The organism is Aminobacter aganoensis (genome assembly GCF_014206975.1).
GTDB lineage: Bacteria > Pseudomonadota > Alphaproteobacteria > Rhizobiales > Rhizobiaceae > Aminobacter > Aminobacter aganoensis.
Map to the genome: position 1 here is coordinate 638,487 of NZ_JACHOU010000001.1, position 19,616 is coordinate 658,102.

The window sequence follows — 19,616 nt, forward strand, 5'->3', positions numbered from 1 at the left end:
TATAGGCTGGCCGAGCCTGAACGTCATCGCCGAAAGCGACACGCATGAGCCTTGAAACTGCCATCTCGCGTCTGAACTACCAGCAGCGCATTCTCGAGCCGGGCCATGTCTGGCTCGCCGGCGCCGGCCCCGGCGATCCCGGGCTGCTGACGCTGGACGTTTTGTCGGCGCTCGCCCAGGCCGATGCGCTGGTGCATGATGCACTGGTATCACCCGAAATCGTCGCCGTTGCCGAGCAGGCGGAGAAGTTCTTCGTCGGCAAGCGCGGCGGGCGGCTGTCGATACCACAGGGCGACATCAACGCGCTGCTGGTCAAGCTGGCACGCGAAGGCCGCAAGGTCGTGCGGCTCAAGGGCGGCCATCCCTTCGTCTTCGGCCGCGGTGCGGAGGAAGCGCTGGTGCTGACCCGCGAGAACATCCCGTGGCGGGTACTGTCGGGCATAACCTCTGCCTTCGGCGGCCTGTCCTCTGCGGGCATCCCGGCCACCATGCGCGGCGTCAACGGCGCCATCATCCTCGCCACCGGCTTTGCCGCCGTGAGCGACGACCGGCCCGACTGGGCAGCCCTTGCCCGCACCGGCCAGCCCATCGTCATCTACATGGGCCTGACCCACATGGCCGACACGGTGGCCGAGCTGATGGCCGGCGGCCTATCGGTCGACACGCCCGCGGCCTTCGTCGAAAACGCCTCGATGCCGGAGGAACGCACAGTCACTGCGACGCTGGGCACGCTGGTCGCCACCGCCGAGCGCGAAAAGGTCGTGTCGCCGTCACTCATCGTCGTCGGCGGCATCGTTGCGCTGCGCGCCGAACTGATGGGGCAAGAATGACAGCGCGCGGACTCATCATCGGCGCCCCGCGCTCGGGCTCGGGCAAGACCAGCGTCACCATCGGCCTTTTGCGCGCGCTCGCCCGCCGCGGCGTCAAGGTGCGCGGCGCGAAGTCCGGCCCCGACTACATCGACCCCGGCTTCCACGCGGCCGCCACCGGCCTTCCCGGCGTCAATCTCGACAGCTGGGCCATGGCGCCTTCCCTGCTCAACGCGCTTGCCGCCGATGCATCGTCCGACGCCGAGATCGTGATCCTCGAAAGCGCCATGGGCCTGTTCGACGGCATCCCCTCGGACAAGGGCCGTTCCGGCGCGGCAGCCGATCTCGCCCGGCTTTACGGCCTGCCGGTTCTGCTGGTGCTCGACGTCTCAGGCCAATCCCAGACCGCCGCCGCCATCGCCAAGGGTTTCGCCACCTACGATCCCGATGTCCGCATCGCGGGCGTGGTGCTCAACAGGCTCGGCAGCGACCGTCACCGCAAGCTTGCCGGCGACGCTATCGAGGCGCTCGGCCTGCCCGTCGTCGGCGCCATCCTGCGCGACCCGACCTTGTCGATTCCCGAGCGCCATCTCGGCCTCGTCCAGGCCGAGGAGCATGCCGACCTCTTCGCCCACATCGAAAAGCTCGCCGACATGGTCGAGCGCTCGCTCGACCTGGATGCCATCATCGCGCTGGCGACGCCACTGGCGCCAACCGCCGGCGACCAAGCTTTCGCGCTGCCGCCGCCGGGCCAGCGCATCGCACTCGCCCGGGACGCCGCCTTCACCTTCCTTTACCCTCACCTTGCCGCCCACTGGCGCGCCATGGGGGCGGAACTGGTGCAGTTCTCGCCGCTCGCCGACCAGGCGCCCGACGCCTCCTGTGATGTCTGCTGGCTGCCAGGCGGCTATCCCGAACTCCATGCCGGCCGCCTCGCCGCTGCTGAGAACTTCATATCCGGCACTCGCCGTTTCGCCGAAACCAGGCCCGTCCATGGCGAGTGCGGCGGCTTCATGGTGCTCGGCCGCTCCATCGAGGACGCCGATGGCGTCACCCACGGCATGCTCGGCCTGCTCGGCCACGCCACCAGCTTCGCCAAGCGCAAGATGAACCTCGGCTACCGCCAGGCGACACTCTCGGCACCCTGCCCGCTCGGCCCTGCGGGCGGCATCATACGTGGCCACGAATTCCACTACGCCCAGACGATCGAGCGTGGTGAGGACACGCCTTTGGGCGAAATCGCCGATGGCCAGGGCAACCCGCTCGGCGGCTTCGGCGGCCGGCGCGGCCATGTCACCGGCACCTTCTTCCACGCGATCGCGCGAGGTTGAGATGGTCAAGCCGGCGACCATCTTCGACGACATCCGCCTCGGCCTCGTCTTCTTCACCCGCCTGCCGTTGCCGCATTTCGAGGTCAGGGACCGTTCGCTTGCCGACGCAATCTGGACCGCGCCGCTGGTCGGCGTCGTCGTGGCGTTCGTCGCCTGGCTCGCCTTTGCTGCCGGACACGCTCTCGGCCTCGCCGAGGGACCGGCGGCCGCCCTGGCAATTGCCGCCGCCATGCTGGTCACGGGTTGCCTGCATGAAGACGGCTTATCCGATTGCGCCGACGGCTTCGGCGGTGGGCGCACGCGTGAACGCAAGCTGGAGATCATGCGCGACAGCCGCATCGGCAGCTATGGCGCCGCAGCCCTGATGCTTTCGATCCTGGCGCGCTGGAGCGCGATCACCGAAATCGAGGATCCCGCTCCGGTCTTCGCCGCCCTGGTCGCCGCGCATGTCGGCTCGCGCGCGCTGATCCCAGCTTTCATGCACCTCTTGCCGCAGGCACGCATCGACGGTCTTGCCGCCGGCGTCGGCACAGTCGCCGATAGTGCCGCGGTCACAGCCCTCGTCATCGGCGCGCTCGGCCTGCTCTTCCTCGGCCTCCGGGGCGCGATCGTTGCCGCCTTGTGCCTCGCCATCCTCTTCTTCGGCTTCAGAAAGCTTTGCCTCGCGCAGATCGGCGGCCAGAGCGGCGACACCATCGGTGCCCTGCAACAGCTCGCCGAAATCGCGCTGCTGTTCGTCGCATCCGCCATCCTTGCTTGATTCAGTTTTGGAGTATTCGCAGACATGGCCTTCAAATCGCTCGATCAATTGCGCAATGCCTGCCTCGACCTGCCCTCCGGCAGCGATACCGCAGCGGATGCCGTCGCCCGCCGCCAGGACACGCTGACCAAGCCGCGCGGCAGCCTCGGCAAGCTGGAGCAGATCGCCGCATGGCTCGGCCGCTGGCAAGACCGCGACATGCCCAGGCTCGACAGGGTCAAGGTTATCGTCTTCGCCGGCAACCATGGCGTCACCGCCCAAGGCGTGTCTGCCTACCCGTCCGAGGTGACGGTGCAGATGGTCGCCAACTTCGCCGGCGGCGGAGCTGCCATCAACCAGCTCGCCCGTCTTGCCGGCGCCGAGCTTTCGGTGATCCCGCTCGACCTCAACCACCCCACCGGCGACTTCACGCAGACAGTCGCGATGACCGAGGCCGAGTTCCTCGCTGCCGTCTCCACCGGATACGAGGCGGTCGACCAGGACCTCGACCTGATCTGCTTCGGCGAAATGGGCATCGGCAACACCACCCCGGCCGCGGCCATCGCCGCTGGCCTGTTCGGAGGCACCGGCCGGCAATGGGCCGGCCGCGGCACCGGCGTCGACGATTCAGGCCTGTCGCGCAAGTTTGCTGCAATCGATGCCGGCCTTGCCCGCCATGCGGCGACGCTCAACGATCCGCTGGCCGTCGCTGCCAATCTCGGCGGCCGCGAGCTCGCCGCCATCCTCGGCGCCACCCTCGCCGCGCGCCACCACAACGTGCCCGTCCTGCTCGACGGCTTCGTCGTCACCGCCGCTGTCGCGCCACTGGCAAGACTCCACCCCGAAGGCCTTGCCCACACGCTCTCCGCCCACGTCTCCGCCGAAGCCGGCCACCGCCAGTTGCTGGAGGCGCTGAAACTTGCGCCGCTGCTCGATCTCGGCATGCGGTTGGGCGAAGGCTCCGGCGCCTGCCTTGCGGTCAACCTCGTCCGATCGGCACTGGAATGCCATGCCCGCATGGCGAGCTTTGCCGAAGCCGGCGTGACGGACAAATAGTCGGACTTTCCCCTGGCAACAGTTCAAAAACTTCGCATTGGAAAACGATTTCTTCGGTTTCAGAAAAGATAGAAGAAAATTCTTATCATGAGCGCAGAGGCAACCGGCCTCTGCCTCCTCCTGGCGCAGCCTCCCGACTATCTTGCGGCCTACTTCAGCCATTTGCCGCTTGTCTCAGGAGAGCCCCATGAAACGTTTCCTTCTCGTCGGCGCCGCGCTCGCCGCGATCCTCGCCGACCCGCTGGAGGCTTCCGCCGCCGACAAGCTGCTCAATGCCTCCTACGACGTCGCCCGCGAGCTGTTCGCGGGCGAGAACGCCGCCTTCATCGCCAAGAACCCGGGCATCACCGTCGACCAGTCGCATGCCGGCACCTCCAAGCAAGCGCGCGCCATCGTCGAGGGACTCGAGGCCGACGTCGTCACCTTCAACCAGGTCACCGACATCGACTTCCTGGTCAAGAACGGCTTCGTTTCCGACGACTGGAAGCAGGATTTTGCCAACCAGGCCTCGCCCTTCTATTCGCTGCCGTCCTTCCTCGTCCGCGCCGGCAACCCCAAGGGCATCAAGGACTGGTCCGATCTCGTCCGCGACGACGTCAAGGTGATCTTCCCCAATCCCAAGACCTCGGGCAATGCGCGCTACACCTATCTCGCGGCGACCGCCTACGCCAAGGAAGCCTTCAAGGGCGACGAGGCCAAGGTGAAGGAGTTCGTGACCAAGCTGTTCGACAACGTGCCGGTGTTCGACACCGGCGGCCGCGCCGCCACCACCACTTTCGTCGAGCGCAACATCGGCGACGTCCTCATCACCTTCGAAGCCGAGACCCGCTCCATCGCCAGGGAGTACGGCGCCGACAAGGTCGAGAGCGTCATCCCGTCCGTCAGCCTGCTCGCCGAGTTCCCCGTCGCGATCGTCGACAAGGTGGTCGACAAGCGCGGTTCGCGCGATCTCGCCAAGTCCTACCTCGATTTCCTCTATTCGCCCGAAGGTCAGCGCATCGCCGCCCAGCATGGCAACCGCGTCCATGAGCCTGCCGTCGCCGCCGAATTCAAGGAACAGTTCCCCGAGGTTCGTCTCGTCACTGTCGAAGACGTCTTCGGCGGCTGGGACAAGGTCCAGAAGGAACATTTCGGTTCCGGCGGGCTGCTCGAAGAGATCTACGGCGAGCGTTGATCGCACGTGCATGACCCCGAAAATCGATATCGATTTTCGCAAAAGGATCATGCACAACTCAAGTGCTGCAGCGTCCTTCGCGCGTCCAGAATAGACGCGCGGCGCTGTCACCATGCTGTTGAAAATTGGAAAGCCGGTCACGCCGGCTTTCCGCATTGACGTATCCAGGAAGGCATTTCAGTGGCGCGCCGCATTCTGCCAGGGTTCCCCCTGGCGCTGGGGATAACCCTCGTCTACGTCTCGATCATCGTCGCGCTTCCGCTCGGCGCGCTGGTCTTCAAGGCGGCCAGCCTCGGTTTCGAGGACTATTGGCGCATCGTCTCCTCGCCGCGTGCGGTCGCCAGTTATCGCGTCACCGCGCTGTCGGCGCTTGCGGCCACCGCCTTCAACCTAGTCTTCGGCATGGCGCTCGCCTGGGTGCTGGTGCGTTATCGCTTTCCCGGCCGCCGCTTCGTCGACGCGCTGGTCGACTTGCCCTTCGCGCTGCCGACGGCAGTTGCCGGCATCGCGCTGACCACGCTGTTTGCCGAAAACGGCTGGTTCGGCTCGGTCCTTGCACAAGCCGGCATCAAGGTCGCCTACACGCCGCTCGGCATCATGGTCGCCATGGCCTTCACCAGCCTGCCCTTCATCGTGCGCACCGTGCAGCCCGTGCTGGAAGACCTCGACCCGGCACTTGAGGAAGCCGCGCAAACGCTTGGCGGCAGCGATCATTCGATCTTCCTGCGCGTCATCCTGCCGCTGCTGACGCCAGCACTGCTCGCCGGCCTGTCGCTGTCCTTCGCCCGCAGCCTCGGCGAGTTCGGCGCCATCATCTTCATCGCCGGCAACCAGCCGATGGAAACCGAGATCACCGCCCTCCTGGCCTTCATCCGGCTCGAGGAATACGACTACCAGGCTGCCGCAGCCATTGCCTCGGTGCTGCTCATTGCCGCCTTCCTGATGCTCGCCGTCACCAACATCCTGCAGGCGCGTGCCCTGCGCTACACGGCAAGAGGCTGAGATGAGCGCTTCCGTCAAAGGCCGCCCGCCCCGCGTCGGCGACGCTCCAGGCTTCCGCCGCGCCCTGATCGGCGTCGTGCTGACCTTGGTGGCGATCGTCATCATCGCGCCATTGGCGGTCATCGGCTACCAGGCCTTTTCGCAAGGACTGCAGGTCTATGCCGCGGCAATCGCTCATCCCGACACGCTGCACGCCATCGGGCTGACGGTGGTCACCGCCCTGATCGCTGTGCCCATCAACACCGCCTTCGGCGTCGCCGCCGCCTGGGCGATCACGAAATTCGACTTCTGGGGCCGCCGCTTCCTGCTGGTCGTCATCGAAATCCCGTTCTCGATCTCGCCCATCGTCGCCGGCGTCGCCTATCTCTTCGTCTACGGCCTGCAGGGCCTGTTCGGCCCGGCGCTTGAATCGGCGGACATCAAGATCCTGTTCGCCCTGCCCGGCATCGTGCTCGCCTCGATGTTCGTCACCGCCCCCTTCGTCGCCCGCGAACTCATCCCGCTGATGCAAGCGCAAGGGCGCGATCTGGAAGAAGCCGCGACATCGCTCGGCGCCTCGGGCTGGCGTACCTTCTTTTCGGTCACGCTGCCCAACATCCGCTGGGCACTGCTCTACGGCGTGGTGCTGTGCAATGCGCGCGTCATGGGAGAGTTCGGCGCCGTCTCGGTGGTGTCGGGCAACATCCGCGGCCAGACCAACACGCTGCCACTGCACATCGAACTGCTGTACCACGACTACCAGACCGCAGGCGCCTTCGCCGCCGCATCCATCCTCGCCCTGCTCGCCGTCGTCACCCTAGTGGCCAAGGTCCTGCTCGAACGCCAGGGCGCCGGGCGCGCGCGCCGCGGCCCGGCACTGGCGGCCCCGGCTGCCGCTCCCAAAACCGCTTCCGCAGAGGTTTCGTCATGAAAATCCGCCTCGACAACGTCGTGAAGACCTTCGAGACCTTCCGTGCCGTCCACGGCGTCTCGCTCGAAATCGAAAGCGGTGAACTGGTAGCCCTGCTCGGGCCCTCCGGCTCGGGCAAGACCACCATCCTGCGCATGGTCGCCGGCCTCGAATATGCCGATGCCGGCCACATCTATTTCGGTGCGGAGGATGCCACCGACATTCCGGTGCGCGACCGAGGCGTCGGTTTCGTCTTCCAGCATTATGCGCTGTTCCCGCACATGACGGTGGCCGAAAATATCGCGTTCGGCATGAAGGTGTCGAAGGTCCGCCGCGACAAAGGCGCGATCGACACGCGCGTTGCCGAACTGCTGCGCCTCGTCCAGCTCGATGGCCTGGGCGAGCGCTTTCCCGGACAGATCTCCGGCGGCCAGCGTCAGCGCGTGGCTCTTGCGCGCGCGCTCGCCGTCGACCCCAAGGTGCTATTGCTCGACGAACCGTTCGGCGCGCTCGATGCCAATGTCCGCCGCGACCTGCGCCGCTGGCTGCGCGAGATCCATCAGGAACTCGGCATCACCACCTTATTCGTCACCCACGACCAGGAAGAAGCGCTCGACCTCGCCGACCGCGTCGTCATCCTCGACAAGGGCCGTATCGTCCAGCAAGGCACCCCCGAAGAGGTCTGCCGCAACCCGGCATCCGCCTTCGTCATGAACTTCCTGGGCGACACCAACCGCTTTTCCGCCGCGGTCTCCGGCGGCGTCGCACGGCTCGGCGACGCCAGGATCCCCGCCCCCGGTTTTGCCGACGGACCGGTCGACATCTTCCTGCGCCCCAGCGATCTCGGCTGGAGCCAGTCGGGCGAAGGCATCGCGGCAACCGTCGCGCGCGTCATCGACAGGCCGGCCGGACGGCGCATCCTGGCGCTGACGGCGACAGGCGAAGCGGTCGAACTCGACGTCGCCCCGGAGACGGTGGTCAGCGCCCAGCAGAAGGGCGTCATCACCATCGAGCGGGCCAAGGTCTACGCCACGGCCTGATTCTGGCCCAAAACACGCGAAACTTACGGAAAATCAACGCGTTTCGGCTTGTATATCAAGTCGCTGGAATTTATCTCTGACGAAAGCCGGAATGCGATGGGGCCGAATCGTTATCCTCGGCATGCAACCTCATGCTGCGACAGGCAGCGGAAGCCGATGACACGCGTTCGCCATGCTGACTAAAAAAGGCAAATACGGGCTCAAGGCCCTCGTCCATCTGTCCCAACTCCCCGCAGGCCAGCTCGCCTTCGTCGGCGACATAGCCATCACCAACAAGATCCCGAAGAAGTTTCTCGACGCCATTCTGGGCGAGTTGCGAAATGCCGGTTTCGTCCAGAGCCGCAAGGGCAAGGACGGCGGCTACCGGCTTGCCAGGCCGGCGACTGAGATCAAGATCGGCCATGTCGTGCGCGTGCTCGACGGCCCCCTGGCACCCATTCCCTGCGCCAGCCGGACCCAGTACCAGCCGTGCGACGACTGCGACGAGGCCACCTGCCAGATCAGGCACATGATGCTTGAGGTGCGCCAGGCGATTGCCGGCGTGCTCGACAACCGCAGCCTCGCGCAGGTCCGGGATGCCGCCAATGACGACATCCTGGCCGAGGCCCTGCACCACGCCTGAGGGTCAGACCACCTGGCGCAGCGCCACGGGCCGCTTGCGCGGGCTCGCCGGCGTCGGCCGCCTGAACATCTTGCGCACAACCGCCATGACCTGATGTCCGAACGAAGCGATAGCGTCGGCATCGTCGAGGCCGTGGACGATGAAGTCGCTGACGCCGAGTTCGACGAAGCTTGCCAGCACCGCCACGGCTTGCTCCGGCACGATGCCGAGTTGCCAGGCCTGATCGCCTTCTCCGGCAAGCACAGGCAGCGAAAAGCGAATGCGCCGTGTCCGGCCGAACGGCTCGGCCGCCGCCCTCAGGCGCTCGATCAGCCGTCGTGTTTCGTCGAAGCTGCCAGCCGGCAGCTCGAACCGGTCGGCGTGCCGGCCGGCGATCTTGAGCGCGGTGCCCGACAATCCGCCGAGTTGCAGCGAAATGGCGGCGCCCTCTGCCGCCTTCATCGGCACGAAGCCACCATGGATGCGATAGAACAGGCCCTCATGCTCGAAGGGTTGCGCATTGCTCCAGAGCCGCTTGAGCAGCGTCAGGTATTCATCCGTCCGCCCCAGCGTGGCGACCAGGCCGCTATCGTCGTTGGTTTCGCGCAGGTCGCGGCTTGGCGGCACGCGCAGTGCCAGTCGGCTGGGCCCAAGCTGGTCGAGAGCCGCAAATTGCCGGGCCGCCACCACCGGCGCGACGATGCCCGGCCAGTGGGACACCAGGACGCCGATCGATTGCGTGCTGCGCAACGCCAGCGAAGCCAGGTCCATATTGGCGAGCAGGCCGCCGGCATCGTCGATCAGGACACCGCTGAAGCCCGCCTTTTCAAGCTGCCGCAGTCTCTGCACGGCCAGTGCCGTGTCGGAAAAGAAGGAAGGGTGAAGTTCGTCCTTGTCGGCAACGCCGCCCGGGCAATGGGTGAAGTCGATCTGCATTGCAAACTCCTTCATCTTGTCAGGAACAGTCTTTGGCGCCGCCCGCGCCGGTTCACGCGCTACTCGGATAAGCCTTCATCATCGGGGTTGAGGATTGCGTCCGCCTCCGGACGCGCATTTGGGGTAGCCTAGTGGACCAGGCCAACCACGACGGCTGCGGTGAAGCCGAACGAAACCGCAAAGACAAGGTAGGAACCGAACCTGGCAAATGCTGCAGGCCGCGCGGTCGAGGCCGCGGCCTGCGCAGCGCGGCCGTTCGAGAGATACTGGGTCTGTGCCATCGCAATCTCCATCATGACCTTAGTCTATAAAATTAATAGACTTTGTCGATTGCTAATTTTGGCAAGATTGTGGAACGGCATTGCCGCGACATGCACTCCGCAGAGCATATTTTCCCGTCAGGCCAGCCACCGGCGAAGCGCGAAGAGATCGAAGATGCGGCTAATCACCTGATCTATTGCTAAAAAAGTCAAGTAATTACAGATAGATAAATTATCGCCACCATTGCCTTCACGCTCGTACGATCACGGGCCGCGGCCAAAAAACGATGTCCCGAAGGCGCATCGGCACCCTCGGGACATCGCGCATGAAAGATAGTCGGCTCAGTAATAGCCGCGCGGGCATTCCGCGAGATAGGTGCGGCCATAGCGGTCGCGATAGCGGCAGCGATTCGGCTCGTTCGCCCGACCGATCAGGGCACCGGCCACGGCACCCACGGCACCGCCGACAAGAGCACCTTCGGCGCGGTTTCCAGGCGCAGCAACGGCACTGCCGATCGCCGCGCCGCCGAGACCGCCGATCGCAGCCCCCTGTTCCGTCTGCGAGCAGGCCGCCAACGGCACCAACAGTGCCAGACACATCACCAGTTTCTTCATCACCATCACTCCGAAAAGGTTTAAACGCCCGTCCGAATCTAACAATGCGCAACGAGCGGAATCGATCCATCGCCTTCTGGACGGCGGATCGCACGAATCCCTTCAACTCCTGAGATGCATACGCACTGCGGCAGCAATCGGGCGACGTTGCCCCTATGTCGGTGAGCCGGTGCTCATCGGCCTATGCGGCCTTGCTCTTCTTTCGGGCCTGCGACGGACGCCGCACCTTCCTTTTGGCGGCTTTGAGGGGGACTGCGGGCGCATCGGTCAGGGCGCCGATCGCAGCACCAGTCATGCCGAACGCGGCAAAATCGGCGTTGAGGTCACCGGCCAGCTTCCCGGCATCCCCGCCAGCGGCATCGGTCCACAACACGACCCCGACCCTCAGCGACGGCTTGGCGCGCTTCAGGCGCCGCACCAGGAAGCGGCCATGGTTCAGCGAATCGGCGTTCAGGAACCCCACCACGGCCGTCTGGACGCCTTCGAGCGGCAGGCTCCTGATGTTGGACGGCTCCATGTCGGCATGGCTCGCCGTCGTTGCTGCCGCCCCCTGTACTGTCAGGACCTGTGCCAGCATGGCGGCAGCCGCATTGTCGAGTTCGCCGCGGCCGCCGATGCAGAGCACCGATTTTCCAGCCCCGTCCGGCAGTTCCTCTTCCTCCTCGCCATCGGCTTGAGCCGCGTCGTCCGAAGCATCGTCATCGTCTTCGTCGGCCTCTTCGTCGGCGATCTCGTTCAGATTGGCCACCAGCGTCACGGCGCTTGCCGCAACGCGTGTCCGCTGCTCGTCGGTCAAGGCACCTCGCGCCCGGTCCAGTTCGCCCAGCAGCAAGGCAGGAATGGCGACCTTGCCGTAGAAGTCGACCAGATATTCGGTCTCGAGCATCTCCTCGGCATGATCGGTCGCCTCGTCCGGATCGCCCGCCAGCAGGCGCTGGTACAGCCGCTCCTTGGGGTCGAGCACCGGTTCGTTGCCGAACAGCACCTCCAGGAACTCGAACTGCGGCACATGCTTGCCGAGCACCACGAGGCACACGGTCAGCGGCGTCGACAGCACCAGGCCCACCGGTCCCCACAGCCACGTCCAGAAGATCGCGGCAACGATGATGGCGAGCGGCGAGAGCCCGGTCCGCGAACCGTATAGCCAGGGCTCGATGACATTGTTGATGACGAGTTCCATGGCGATGAACAGCGCCGCCGCCCACAGCACCAGCGACCAGCCAGGCGCCACGGCAAGTGCCAGAAACAGCGGCAGGATCATCGCGATCGCCGGGCCGATATAGGGCACGAAGCGCAACACGATGGCCAGCAGGCCCCACAGGATCGCGTTGGGTATCCCCAGTAGCCAGAGGCCCATGCCGATGGGAACGCCATAGGCCACGTTCACCACCAGCTGCATCAGCAAGTACTGCCCCACCCTTCGGCCGGCATCCTGCAGCGCTTCGGTCGTTCGGTGCAGGTCGCCATAGCCGACAAGGCGGATGAACCGGTCGCGCAGGTCCTCGCGCTCCAGAAGCATGAAGATGACGACGACAATGACCAGGCCTGCCGTGGCGAGCGGCCCGATCAACGGTCCGATCAGGTTTTTCAACGTCTCGATCGGCCTCTGCGGCGTGAATATCTCGACCAGCAGCGGGTCGGGACGCGATGGCTGCGCTGCGGGCACTGTCGCCGATTCAGGCTTTTCGATCTCCTGGCCGACGCGTTCGATGACGCCGCTCAGCCTGTCGATGATTCCGCCGCCGCTGCCGCTTTCCTTGAGAGAGCGCACCTTCTCCAGGATGTTGGCCTGGTAGGTCGGTACGTTGCGGGCAACCTCGCCGACCTGGGAAACGACGACAAAACTGAACACCGCGACCACGCCGAACGCGGCCAGCACGCAGGCAATCACCGAGACCAGCCTGGGAACGCCGATCCGCCTCAACCAGGCGACGATGGGCGCCAGGGCGAAAGTCAGCAGCACGGCGATCGCCAGTGGCAGGAATACGTCGCGGGCGAAGTAGAGGATCGCGACCACCGCCGCGGTGGCGGCAAATGTCGGCAAGGCCGTCCTGGAATGCGGTTGCAGCGACAGCTGGTTGCCGGAACTCAGGCTTCGGCCCTTCGAAATTGCCTCGACCACCCGCGACCTCCTGCCCTGAATTGCCGCGTGCCGACGACGCGCACTCCATAGTCGCGGAAGAGCGGCGGCTTTTGCAATGGGCAAGCCTAACCGTTGAAGGTTTGCTGCCTGTCAGACGCAGCCGGAAGCCGCGGCAGAAGCCTAAAACGTGACGGATCAGGCTGGTTTCGGCGAAAAGATCGACCAGTTCATCCTTTTGGTCAGTTGCTCCAGCGCGATCGAGCCAAGCATCGAATTGCCGCGCGCATTCAGCCCCGGCGACCAGACGGCGATCGACGCGACACCGGGCACGATCGCCAGGATGCCGCCGCCGACACCGCTCTTCCCCGGAATGCCGACACGGAAGGCAAACTCGCCCGAACCGTCATAGTGGCCGCAGGTCAGCATCAGCGCATTGATGCGCTTGGCCCGTTCGCTCGAAATGACCGTGTGCCCCGACGAGGGAACGCGCCCGGCGTTGGCCAGGAACCGGCCGGCATTGGCCAGTTGCTGGCAGTTCATCGCGATGGCGCAATGATGGAAATAGACGCCCAGGGTCAATTCCGGCGCATGATTGAGGTTGCCAAAGCCCTTGAGGTAATTTGCCAGGGCAAAGTTGCGGTAGCCTGTGACGCGCTCGGAACCGGCGACATCGCCATCGACCACGATCGTGTCGTCATCGGCCAGCGAGCGCACGAAACTCACGATCTCGCCGATCGCTTCGCGCGGCTGATGGCCTGCCAGGAGCACGTCGGAAACGACGATTGCACCGGCATTGATGAACGGGTTGCGCGGGATGCCCTCCTCCCGCTCCAACTGGACGATGGAATTGAAAGGTGTGCCGGACGGCTCCCTGCCGACACGCTTCCACAAGGTGTCGCCGACACGGCCCAGCGCCAGGGCCAGGGTGAACACCTTGGAGATGCTCTGGATCGAAAACGGTTCGTCGGCGTCGCCCGCGACCAGCACCTCGCCATTGGTCAAGGTGACGGCGATGCCGAACTTGTTCGGATCGATCTTGCCGAGTTGGGGAATGTAGGATGCGACTGCGCCGCGGTCCGAATATCCTGCCATCTCCGCGACGATCTCGTCGAGGACATCTCTCAAACTAGGCATATTTTATCCCGAAATCTTCCCGGCCCGAATCGCGCTTGCGTTCGACAATCGGCGCTCCGCTAAAGCAAGACAAGCTTACCGGCGCCAGCCGGCCGGACAGGAAACGCGTTTGCGACGATGGAAAAGACAGAGGCTCTTGCCGGAAGCCGGCACCAGAATTTCGTATCATCTTGCATGAAGAATTCAGCGGAAGTCTTTGAGAAGACTTGGTGGGTGCGACAGGGATCGAACCTGTGACCCGCTGATTAAGAGTCAGCTGCTCTACCAACTGAGCTACGCACCCACTCGACCGGTAAACCGACCGTGGCCGGCATATAGCCAAGCCATTTTGCGCTGTCCACCCCACCAGTCGTTTTTTCTTCAAGTCGGCAAAAATTCCTTCGCTTCAGACCAAGAGAACGCCTTCTGCGGTCCTCACGGCATGCCCGCCGATGCGCGCGGCGACGAGATTTCCACCCGAGACGTCCAGTTCGAGCCTGATTCTCGACGGCCGGCCCATTTCGATTCCCTGTTCGATCCAGAATCGCTGCCCGCCATCGGTCGGCCTGTCGAAGTTCATGATCGCACCGGCAAAGGCGGCCGCCGCCGAACCCGTGGCCGGATCTTCGTAAGACGGGCTGCCCGGCACCATCATGCGGGCATGGAAGGCGCTGGTGTGGTCGATCGTCTCGCGGCAGTAGACATAGGCGCTGGCGACAGCGAATTCGCTCTTCTTCGGCGAAAACTCGAACCAGGCCTCGTTGTTGAACCGGATCTTCGATGCAGCCTGAAGGTCGGCGACCGGCACCGTGATGTAGGGTACGCCCGCCGACCACAGCGACACGCGATGGTTCTCGAAGCCGATTTCATGCGGCCCGAGCCCGAGTGCCGCCCCGATCGCCTCGGCATCGGCCGACAGCGGCAGTTGTTCCGGCAGCTTCGGCAGGTCGAATTCGGCGAACAGTCCGGAACCGACCTTGTCGACCGCGCATCGCACCAGGCCGATGTTCTCTTCGAGCACGAAAATGCCGGCGAGATCGCCACTCTTCTCCATCTCCGACAAGGCGATGGCCGTGCCGACCGTCGGATGGCCGGCAAAGGGCATCTCGTAGTCGGGCGTGAAGATGCGTACCCGCGCCTTGTGCTTGGGATTGTCGGGCGGCAGAACGAACGCCGTTTCCGACAGGTTGAATTGCCGGGCGATCGCCTGCATCCCAGCCGAATCGAGCCCCTTCGAATCGACGACGACGGCCAGCGGGTTGCCCGCAAGCCTGTCCTGGGTGAAGACGTCGTAAATAAAATACTTGCGTCCGATCGTCATGTTTGCTCCTTCTGCTGCCGGCAACATGAGCGAAATTTAATTTGAATTCCGGGACAACACGGCCGATCTGTGATCCTAGAGCATGACCCCGAACGGTGGGAAACGGTTTCGGAAAGATCATGCTCGAGCAACAGGCTCTAAGTGGGTTTTCTCGAGCCATCAAAGGGGTCTGGCTTGGACCAGTTGGTAAATCGTCAGGATCAGGCGAGCACGCCATCCATCGAGACGGCACTCGGCCTCGATGGCAATGGCCGCACAACGCGTCGGCGCAAGGGCTGGCTCTGGCTGATTCTGGCTGTGATTGTCGTCGCCTTGGCCTATGCCGCCTTCTCCTGGCTCGGCACACCTTCCGAGCGCATCGTCTACACCAGCCAGCCGGCCGAGGTCGGCGACATCACCGTCGAGGTCTCCGCGACAGGTAACCTGCAGCCCCTGACCCAGGTCGACATTTCGAGCGAACTTTCGGGCGTCGTCCGTTCGGTCGCCGTCGTCGAAAACCAGCAGGTCAGGAAAGGCGACGTGCTGGCCGCGCTCGACACCACCCGGCTTTCCGCCCAGATCGAACGTGCCCAGGCTTCGGCAAAGGCGGCTGCCGCCAAGGTCGAGGATACGCGCACGACATTGTCGCAGAATGCGCAGGCCTTGACCCGGGCGCAGGAACTGACACGCCGCGGCATGGCCACCACCCAGGCGCTCGAAGCAGCCACCGCCGAACGCGACCGCGCCCAGAGCGCGCTCGACATGGCGGAGGCCAACCTCGCCATCGCCGAGGCCGACCTCAAGCTGCAGCAGGCCGACCTTGCCAAGAGCAGCATCTATGCCCCCATCGACGGTGTCGTGCTGACGCGTTCGGTCAACCCGGGCCAGACAGTCGCCTCCTCCATGCAGGCGCCGGTGCTGTTCGTGCTCGCCGCCGACCTGTCCAAGATGGAGCTCAAGGCGGCGGTCGATGAGGCCGACATCGGCACGGTCGCCAAGGGTCAGCACGCGCGCTTCACCGTAGATGCCTTCCCCGACCGCAGTTTCGACGCCTCGATCCGCGACATCGCCTATGCCTCGGTCACCACCGATGGCGTGGTCACCTACAATGCGTGGCTCGATGTCGACAATGACGAACTGTTGCTGCGCCCGGGCATGACCGCCACCGTCTCGATCGTCACGCGCGAGGCCAAGGACGTCCTCACGGTGCCGGCGACGGCATTCCGCTACCGACCCACCCCCGCCGCACGCAACTCCGGCTTCAGCCTGCAGAACGTGTTCCTGGGCCGGCCATCGCGCGGACCGACCGATCGCAGCCGTCCAGCCTCGACCCCTGCCGACGGCTCGCGCACGCTCTATGTCCTCAAGGACGGCGCACCGGTTGCGGTCCGGGTCAAGACCGGGGCCACCGACGGCGACCGCACGGAGATCGTCTCCGGCCTCAATGCCGGCGACCAGGTCGTCACCGCCTCGAATTCGTCGCGGGCGAATTGAGAACCGACATGAGCCCGGCTCCGCTCATCGTCTTCGACAAGGTCTGGAAGACCTACGGCCAGGGCGAGGCTGAGGTGCGCGCGCTTGCCGGCATCGATCTTGCCATCGGCCAGGGCGAGTTCGTCGCCATCATGGGTCCGTCCGGCTCGGGCAAGTCGACGGCGATGAACATCGTCGGCTGCCTCGATACCCCGACCTCCGGGCGCTACGGCTTCATGGGCGTCGACGCCGGCCGGCTCGATCGCAACCGGCGTGCGGAACTGCGCAATCTCTACATCGGCTTTGTCTTCCAGGGCTACAATCTGCTGCCGCGCACCACGGCGGTGGAAAATGTCGAGCTGCCGCTGATCTATCGCGGCGTTCCGGCCCAGGACCGGCGCGCTTTGGCCATGAAGGCACTGGCCGAAGTCGGCCTCGAGGACCGCGAACACCACACCCCGGCCGAACTGTCCGGCGGCCAGCAGCAGCGCGTCGCGATCGCGCGTGCCATCGTCACGCGGCCGACGCTGCTCGTCGCCGACGAACCCACCGGCAATCTCGACACCGCCCGCAGCCACGAGATCATGCAACTGCTCACCCGCCTCAACGAGGAGTACGGGCTGACCATCGTCATGGTCACGCACGAATCCGACATCGCCGCCTATGCCGGCCGGACCATCGCCTTCCGCGACGGCCACGTCGCCTCCGACACCAAGAAGCTCGAGGCGGCATAGGCGATGATCTGGGAAACCGTCCGCCTTGCCCTTCGCTCGGTCCGCCGCAACGCGCTGCGCTCGTTTCTGACCCTGCTCGGCATCGTCATCGGCGTCGCGGCCGTCATCGCCATGCTGACCATCGGCAGCGGCACGACGCAGAAGGTGAAGGCGGACATCTCGCAACTCGGCAGCAACCTGCTCATCGTCCGCTCCGGCCGCCCCGCCGCCCCCGGTTCGGGGCCGCAGCAGACGATCCGGCCGCTCGGCGAAAAGGAAGTCGCCGCCCTGGCGGCCCATCTCGAAGGCGCCCGCGCGGTCTCGCCGGCGTCGCAGAAGCAGGTGCGCGTCGTGTTCGGTACCGAGAGCCTGACCTCCTCGATCACCGGCACCGACAACGCCTATCTCGACGCGCGTGACTGGAAGGTCACCTCGGGCCGTTCGTTCAGCGAATCGGAAGTGCGCGGCGGCATCAATGCCTGCCTGATCGGTGAAACCGTGCGCCGGCAGTTTTTCGGCGCCGGCGACCCCGACGGCGCCAGCATCCGCATCGGCCGCATGAGCTGCAAGGTCGTCGGCCTGCTCGAACCCAAGGGTTATTCCGGTTTCGGCCAGGACCAGGACAATGTCGTGTTGATGCCGCTGTCGGCCTTCCAGCGCCGCATCGCCGGCAATCGCGACATCGAAACGATCTATGTCGCTGCCGACGACGCCACGCCGACCCAGGTGGTGCAGACCCGCATCGAAGACATCATGCGCGACGTCAGGCGCGTCACCGCCGACCGCGAGGACGATTTCTCGGTGCGCGACATGACCCAGATTGCCGACGCCATGGCCAGCGCCACCGCCACGATGACCGGCATGCTCGGTGCCGTGGCCGGGGTAAGCCTGCTCGTCGGCGGCATCGGCATCATGAACATCATGCTGGTGTCGGTCACCGAGCGTACGCGCGAGATCGGCATCAGGCTGGCCATCGGCGCGCATGAAAAGCACATCTTGATCCAGTTCCTGGTCGAAGCGACGGTGCTGTCGCTGCTCGGCGGGCTGATCGGCATCGCCATCGGCCTGGCACTGGCAGGTGCCGCGTCGCTGGCGCTGTCGATCCCGTTCGTGCCCAGCCTGGCCGTGGTGCTGCTCGCCGTCGGCTTCTCCGCGCTGATCGGAATGGTGTTCGGCTTCTTCCCGGCATTGCGAGGCGCCCGCCTCGATCCGATCGAGGCCCTGCGCCACGAATAGGGCTACTGCTTCAGCACCGTGTTGGACGTGCCTTCCTCGACCTGGTCGATGACGAGCAACTGGACTGGCTCCGCGCCGACATTCGCGCCCTGGTGCCACTCGCCGATCATTTCGACGATGAAGTCGCCCTTCTTGTAGCTGGTGCTCTTGCCGGTCTCGACGTTCGTGACCTCGAGGTTCCCGGCCAGCACGTAGGCGTAGCGCGCGGACGGGTGCTCATGCACGGGCAGCTTGGCGCCTGGCGGTATCTCGAAGGATGACACCAGCACCTGCACGTTCTTCTGCGGCAGCACGATCGGCTGTCCGCTCGCCGTCGTGGTCACCGACGCCAATGGCGTCACGACGACCTTTGCGCCTGGATTGCCGCTGTCGAGCGCTTGCAACCCGCTGCTGGACAACAGCATCGCCGTCGAAACCACGATCGCCGCGTAGCCGCTGCGAAGCATCGATGTGACCATGAAATCCCCCCTTGGAATATCACCGACAGTGCGCCTGGCGCGCACCGTCAGCAAGAGGGTGTGGGTGAGACGGCTAGCGCCGGGAGAAATGCCATTCCACCAGAGGGCGCATATGCGGCATCAGGCCCTCGGGCAGGTCGTCCATGCCGCGAATGATCACCGGCCCTTCGATCTCGGGGGCGGGATCGTCGGCAACGAACCTGGCTATCTGCGCCGCCACCTCGTCGGCCGTTGCCGCCAGGCGGTAGCAACGCACGATGGCCGTGCCGCTTTCCACCGAAAGCGCATGGCAGCGTTCCTCACGGCTGGCCGTGCCAAGGTCGAGGCCGGTCTCCTCGCGCACCTCGCGCGCCATGTTGTAGTCGAGGTCGACGAGGCCGTCGCGAAAGTCCTCCGGCTCAAAGGAGCCAGCGGCAAAGTACACCTTGCCGGCATTGGCCGTATGCGCGCCCATGCGGATCGCCACCAGCTTATCGTCGCTCGAAATCAGCATGGCATGCGCGAAAGCGTGCTCGGCGCTCGTCACCGGCTTCAGTCTGCGCCACAGCATGAAGGTCGAGTAGCGGATGGCATGGCATCGGCCGGTCAGCCGGTTGTCGCCGTAGGCGAGTTCCGACAGGAGCACCACCGTGCCGTCGAAAAGCGCTGGCCGCGCCGCTTTCTCCGCCGCCCAGTTTGCGGCGATGGCTTCGGCATTGTCGCGCTCGAAGGGATGCGGCTCCGCATCGAGGCGCACGTCGACCACGTCGACCGGCAGGATCTGGTTGCGCGGAATGTCGAATGCCAAG

General features: G+C 65.1%; 20 protein-coding genes and 1 tRNA gene. 12 read left to right on the top strand and 9 right to left on the bottom strand.

What is annotated here, in order from left to right:
* Positions 1 to 44 precede the first annotated feature (44 nt).
* The 9 genes from cobA to GGR00_RS03160 all read left to right on the top strand — a co-directional run bounded on the left by cobA (position 45) and on the right by GGR00_RS03160 (position 8,662).
* Positions 45 to 830, top strand: a complete 786-nt coding sequence (gene cobA / locus GGR00_RS03120) for a uroporphyrinogen-III C-methyltransferase (protein ID WP_055969436.1) — start codon at positions 45 to 47, stop codon at positions 828 to 830.
* Complete coding sequence (locus GGR00_RS03125; protein ID WP_055969438.1) at positions 827 to 2,140, top strand: cobyrinic acid a,c-diamide synthase CobB; 1,314 nt, start codon at positions 827 to 829, stop codon at positions 2,138 to 2,140. Before cobA ends, GGR00_RS03125 begins: the two co-directional genes overlap by 4 nt.
* A gap of 1 nt (position 2,141) precedes the next feature.
* On the top strand, positions 2,142 to 2,900 hold the full coding sequence (cobS, locus tag GGR00_RS03130) for an adenosylcobinamide-GDP ribazoletransferase (RefSeq protein WP_184697814.1): 759 nt from the start codon (positions 2,142 to 2,144) through the stop codon (positions 2,898 to 2,900).
* 24 nt (positions 2,901 to 2,924) lie between these two features.
* Complete coding sequence (gene cobT / locus GGR00_RS03135) at positions 2,925 to 3,935, top strand: nicotinate-nucleotide--dimethylbenzimidazole phosphoribosyltransferase (protein WP_184697817.1); 1,011 nt, start codon at positions 2,925 to 2,927, stop codon at positions 3,933 to 3,935.
* A gap of 187 nt (positions 3,936 to 4,122) precedes the next feature.
* Positions 4,123 to 5,109, top strand: a complete 987-nt coding sequence (locus tag GGR00_RS03140; protein WP_184697821.1) for a sulfate ABC transporter substrate-binding protein — start codon at positions 4,123 to 4,125, stop codon at positions 5,107 to 5,109.
* Between the two features lie 180 nt (positions 5,110 to 5,289).
* Positions 5,290 to 6,111, top strand: a complete 822-nt coding sequence (cysT, locus tag GGR00_RS03145; RefSeq protein WP_055969448.1) for a sulfate ABC transporter permease subunit CysT — start codon at positions 5,290 to 5,292, stop codon at positions 6,109 to 6,111.
* 1 nt (position 6,112) lies between these two features.
* Positions 6,113 to 7,021 carry a sulfate ABC transporter permease subunit CysW gene (gene cysW / locus GGR00_RS03150; protein WP_184697824.1) on the top strand — a complete coding sequence of 303 codons (909 nt, stop codon included), beginning with the start codon at positions 6,113 to 6,115 and terminating at the stop codon, positions 7,019 to 7,021.
* Entirely contained in the window at positions 7,018 to 8,040 is a 1,023-nt protein-coding gene (locus tag GGR00_RS03155; protein WP_055969455.1) for a sulfate/molybdate ABC transporter ATP-binding protein, read from the top strand. Before cysW ends, GGR00_RS03155 begins: the two co-directional genes overlap by 4 nt.
* Positions 8,041 to 8,212: 172 nt before the next feature.
* The gene (locus tag GGR00_RS03160; protein WP_184697827.1) at positions 8,213 to 8,662 is read left to right on the top strand and encodes an RrF2 family transcriptional regulator; all 450 of its coding nucleotides are present in this window, start codon (positions 8,213 to 8,215) and stop codon (positions 8,660 to 8,662) included.
* 3 nt (positions 8,663 to 8,665) lie between these two features.
* Here GGR00_RS03160 and GGR00_RS03165 read toward each other — a convergent pair whose 3' ends face one another.
* The 7 genes from GGR00_RS03165 to GGR00_RS03195 form a co-directional block, all read right to left on the bottom strand.
* Positions 8,666 to 9,577 carry an LLM class flavin-dependent oxidoreductase gene (locus GGR00_RS03165; protein WP_184697830.1) on the bottom strand — a complete coding sequence of 304 codons (912 nt, stop codon included), beginning with the start codon at positions 9,575 to 9,577 and terminating at the stop codon, positions 8,666 to 8,668.
* A 128-nt stretch (positions 9,578 to 9,705) separates the two neighbouring features.
* Entirely contained in the window at positions 9,706 to 9,858 is a 153-nt protein-coding gene (locus GGR00_RS03170; RefSeq protein WP_162244879.1) for a hypothetical protein, read from the bottom strand.
* A gap of 321 nt (positions 9,859 to 10,179) precedes the next feature.
* Positions 10,180 to 10,452: a glycine zipper domain-containing protein gene (locus tag GGR00_RS03175; RefSeq protein WP_156381056.1), complete on the bottom strand. Its 273-nt coding sequence runs from the start codon at positions 10,450 to 10,452 to the stop codon at positions 10,180 to 10,182.
* Positions 10,453 to 10,633: 181 nt separating this feature from the next.
* On the bottom strand, positions 10,634 to 12,574 hold the full coding sequence (locus tag GGR00_RS03180) for an AI-2E family transporter (protein WP_055969465.1): 1,941 nt from the start codon (positions 12,572 to 12,574) through the stop codon (positions 10,634 to 10,636).
* A 156-nt stretch (positions 12,575 to 12,730) separates the two neighbouring features.
* Complete coding sequence (locus GGR00_RS03185; RefSeq protein WP_184697833.1) at positions 12,731 to 13,669, bottom strand: glutaminase; 939 nt, start codon at positions 13,667 to 13,669, stop codon at positions 12,731 to 12,733.
* Positions 13,670 to 13,876: 207 nt separating this feature from the next.
* Positions 13,877 to 13,952, bottom strand: a tRNA-Lys gene (locus tag GGR00_RS03190).
* 102 nt (positions 13,953 to 14,054) lie between these two features.
* Positions 14,055 to 14,969 (bottom strand): PhzF family phenazine biosynthesis protein, encoded by a 915-nt coding sequence (locus GGR00_RS03195; protein ID WP_055969470.1) that lies wholly within the window; start codon positions 14,967 to 14,969, stop codon positions 14,055 to 14,057.
* 174 nt (positions 14,970 to 15,143) lie between these two features.
* On the opposite strand from GGR00_RS03195, the gene GGR00_RS03200 reads away from it, so the two are divergent.
* The 3 genes from GGR00_RS03200 to GGR00_RS03210 are packed head-to-tail and all read left to right on the top strand — an operon-like array spanning position 15,144 to position 18,370.
* On the top strand, positions 15,144 to 16,442 hold the full coding sequence (locus GGR00_RS03200) for an efflux RND transporter periplasmic adaptor subunit (protein WP_055969473.1): 1,299 nt from the start codon (positions 15,144 to 15,146) through the stop codon (positions 16,440 to 16,442).
* A gap of 8 nt (positions 16,443 to 16,450) precedes the next feature.
* Entirely contained in the window at positions 16,451 to 17,155 is a 705-nt protein-coding gene (locus GGR00_RS03205; protein ID WP_055969475.1) for an ABC transporter ATP-binding protein, read from the top strand.
* A gap of 3 nt (positions 17,156 to 17,158) precedes the next feature.
* Positions 17,159 to 18,370, top strand: a complete 1,212-nt coding sequence (locus tag GGR00_RS03210; protein ID WP_055969478.1) for an ABC transporter permease — start codon at positions 17,159 to 17,161, stop codon at positions 18,368 to 18,370.
* Positions 18,371 to 18,372: 2 nt separating this feature from the next.
* Here GGR00_RS03210 and GGR00_RS03215 read toward each other — a convergent pair whose 3' ends face one another.
* Positions 18,373 to 18,774 carry a cupin domain-containing protein gene (locus GGR00_RS03215; protein WP_377864693.1) on the bottom strand — a complete coding sequence of 134 codons (402 nt, stop codon included), beginning with the start codon at positions 18,772 to 18,774 and terminating at the stop codon, positions 18,373 to 18,375.
* Positions 18,775 to 18,901: 127 nt separating this feature from the next.
* Positions 18,902 to 19,615, bottom strand: a complete 714-nt coding sequence (locus tag GGR00_RS03220; protein WP_055969483.1) for an NUDIX hydrolase — start codon at positions 19,613 to 19,615, stop codon at positions 18,902 to 18,904.
* Between the last annotated feature and the right edge of the window lies 1 nt (position 19,616).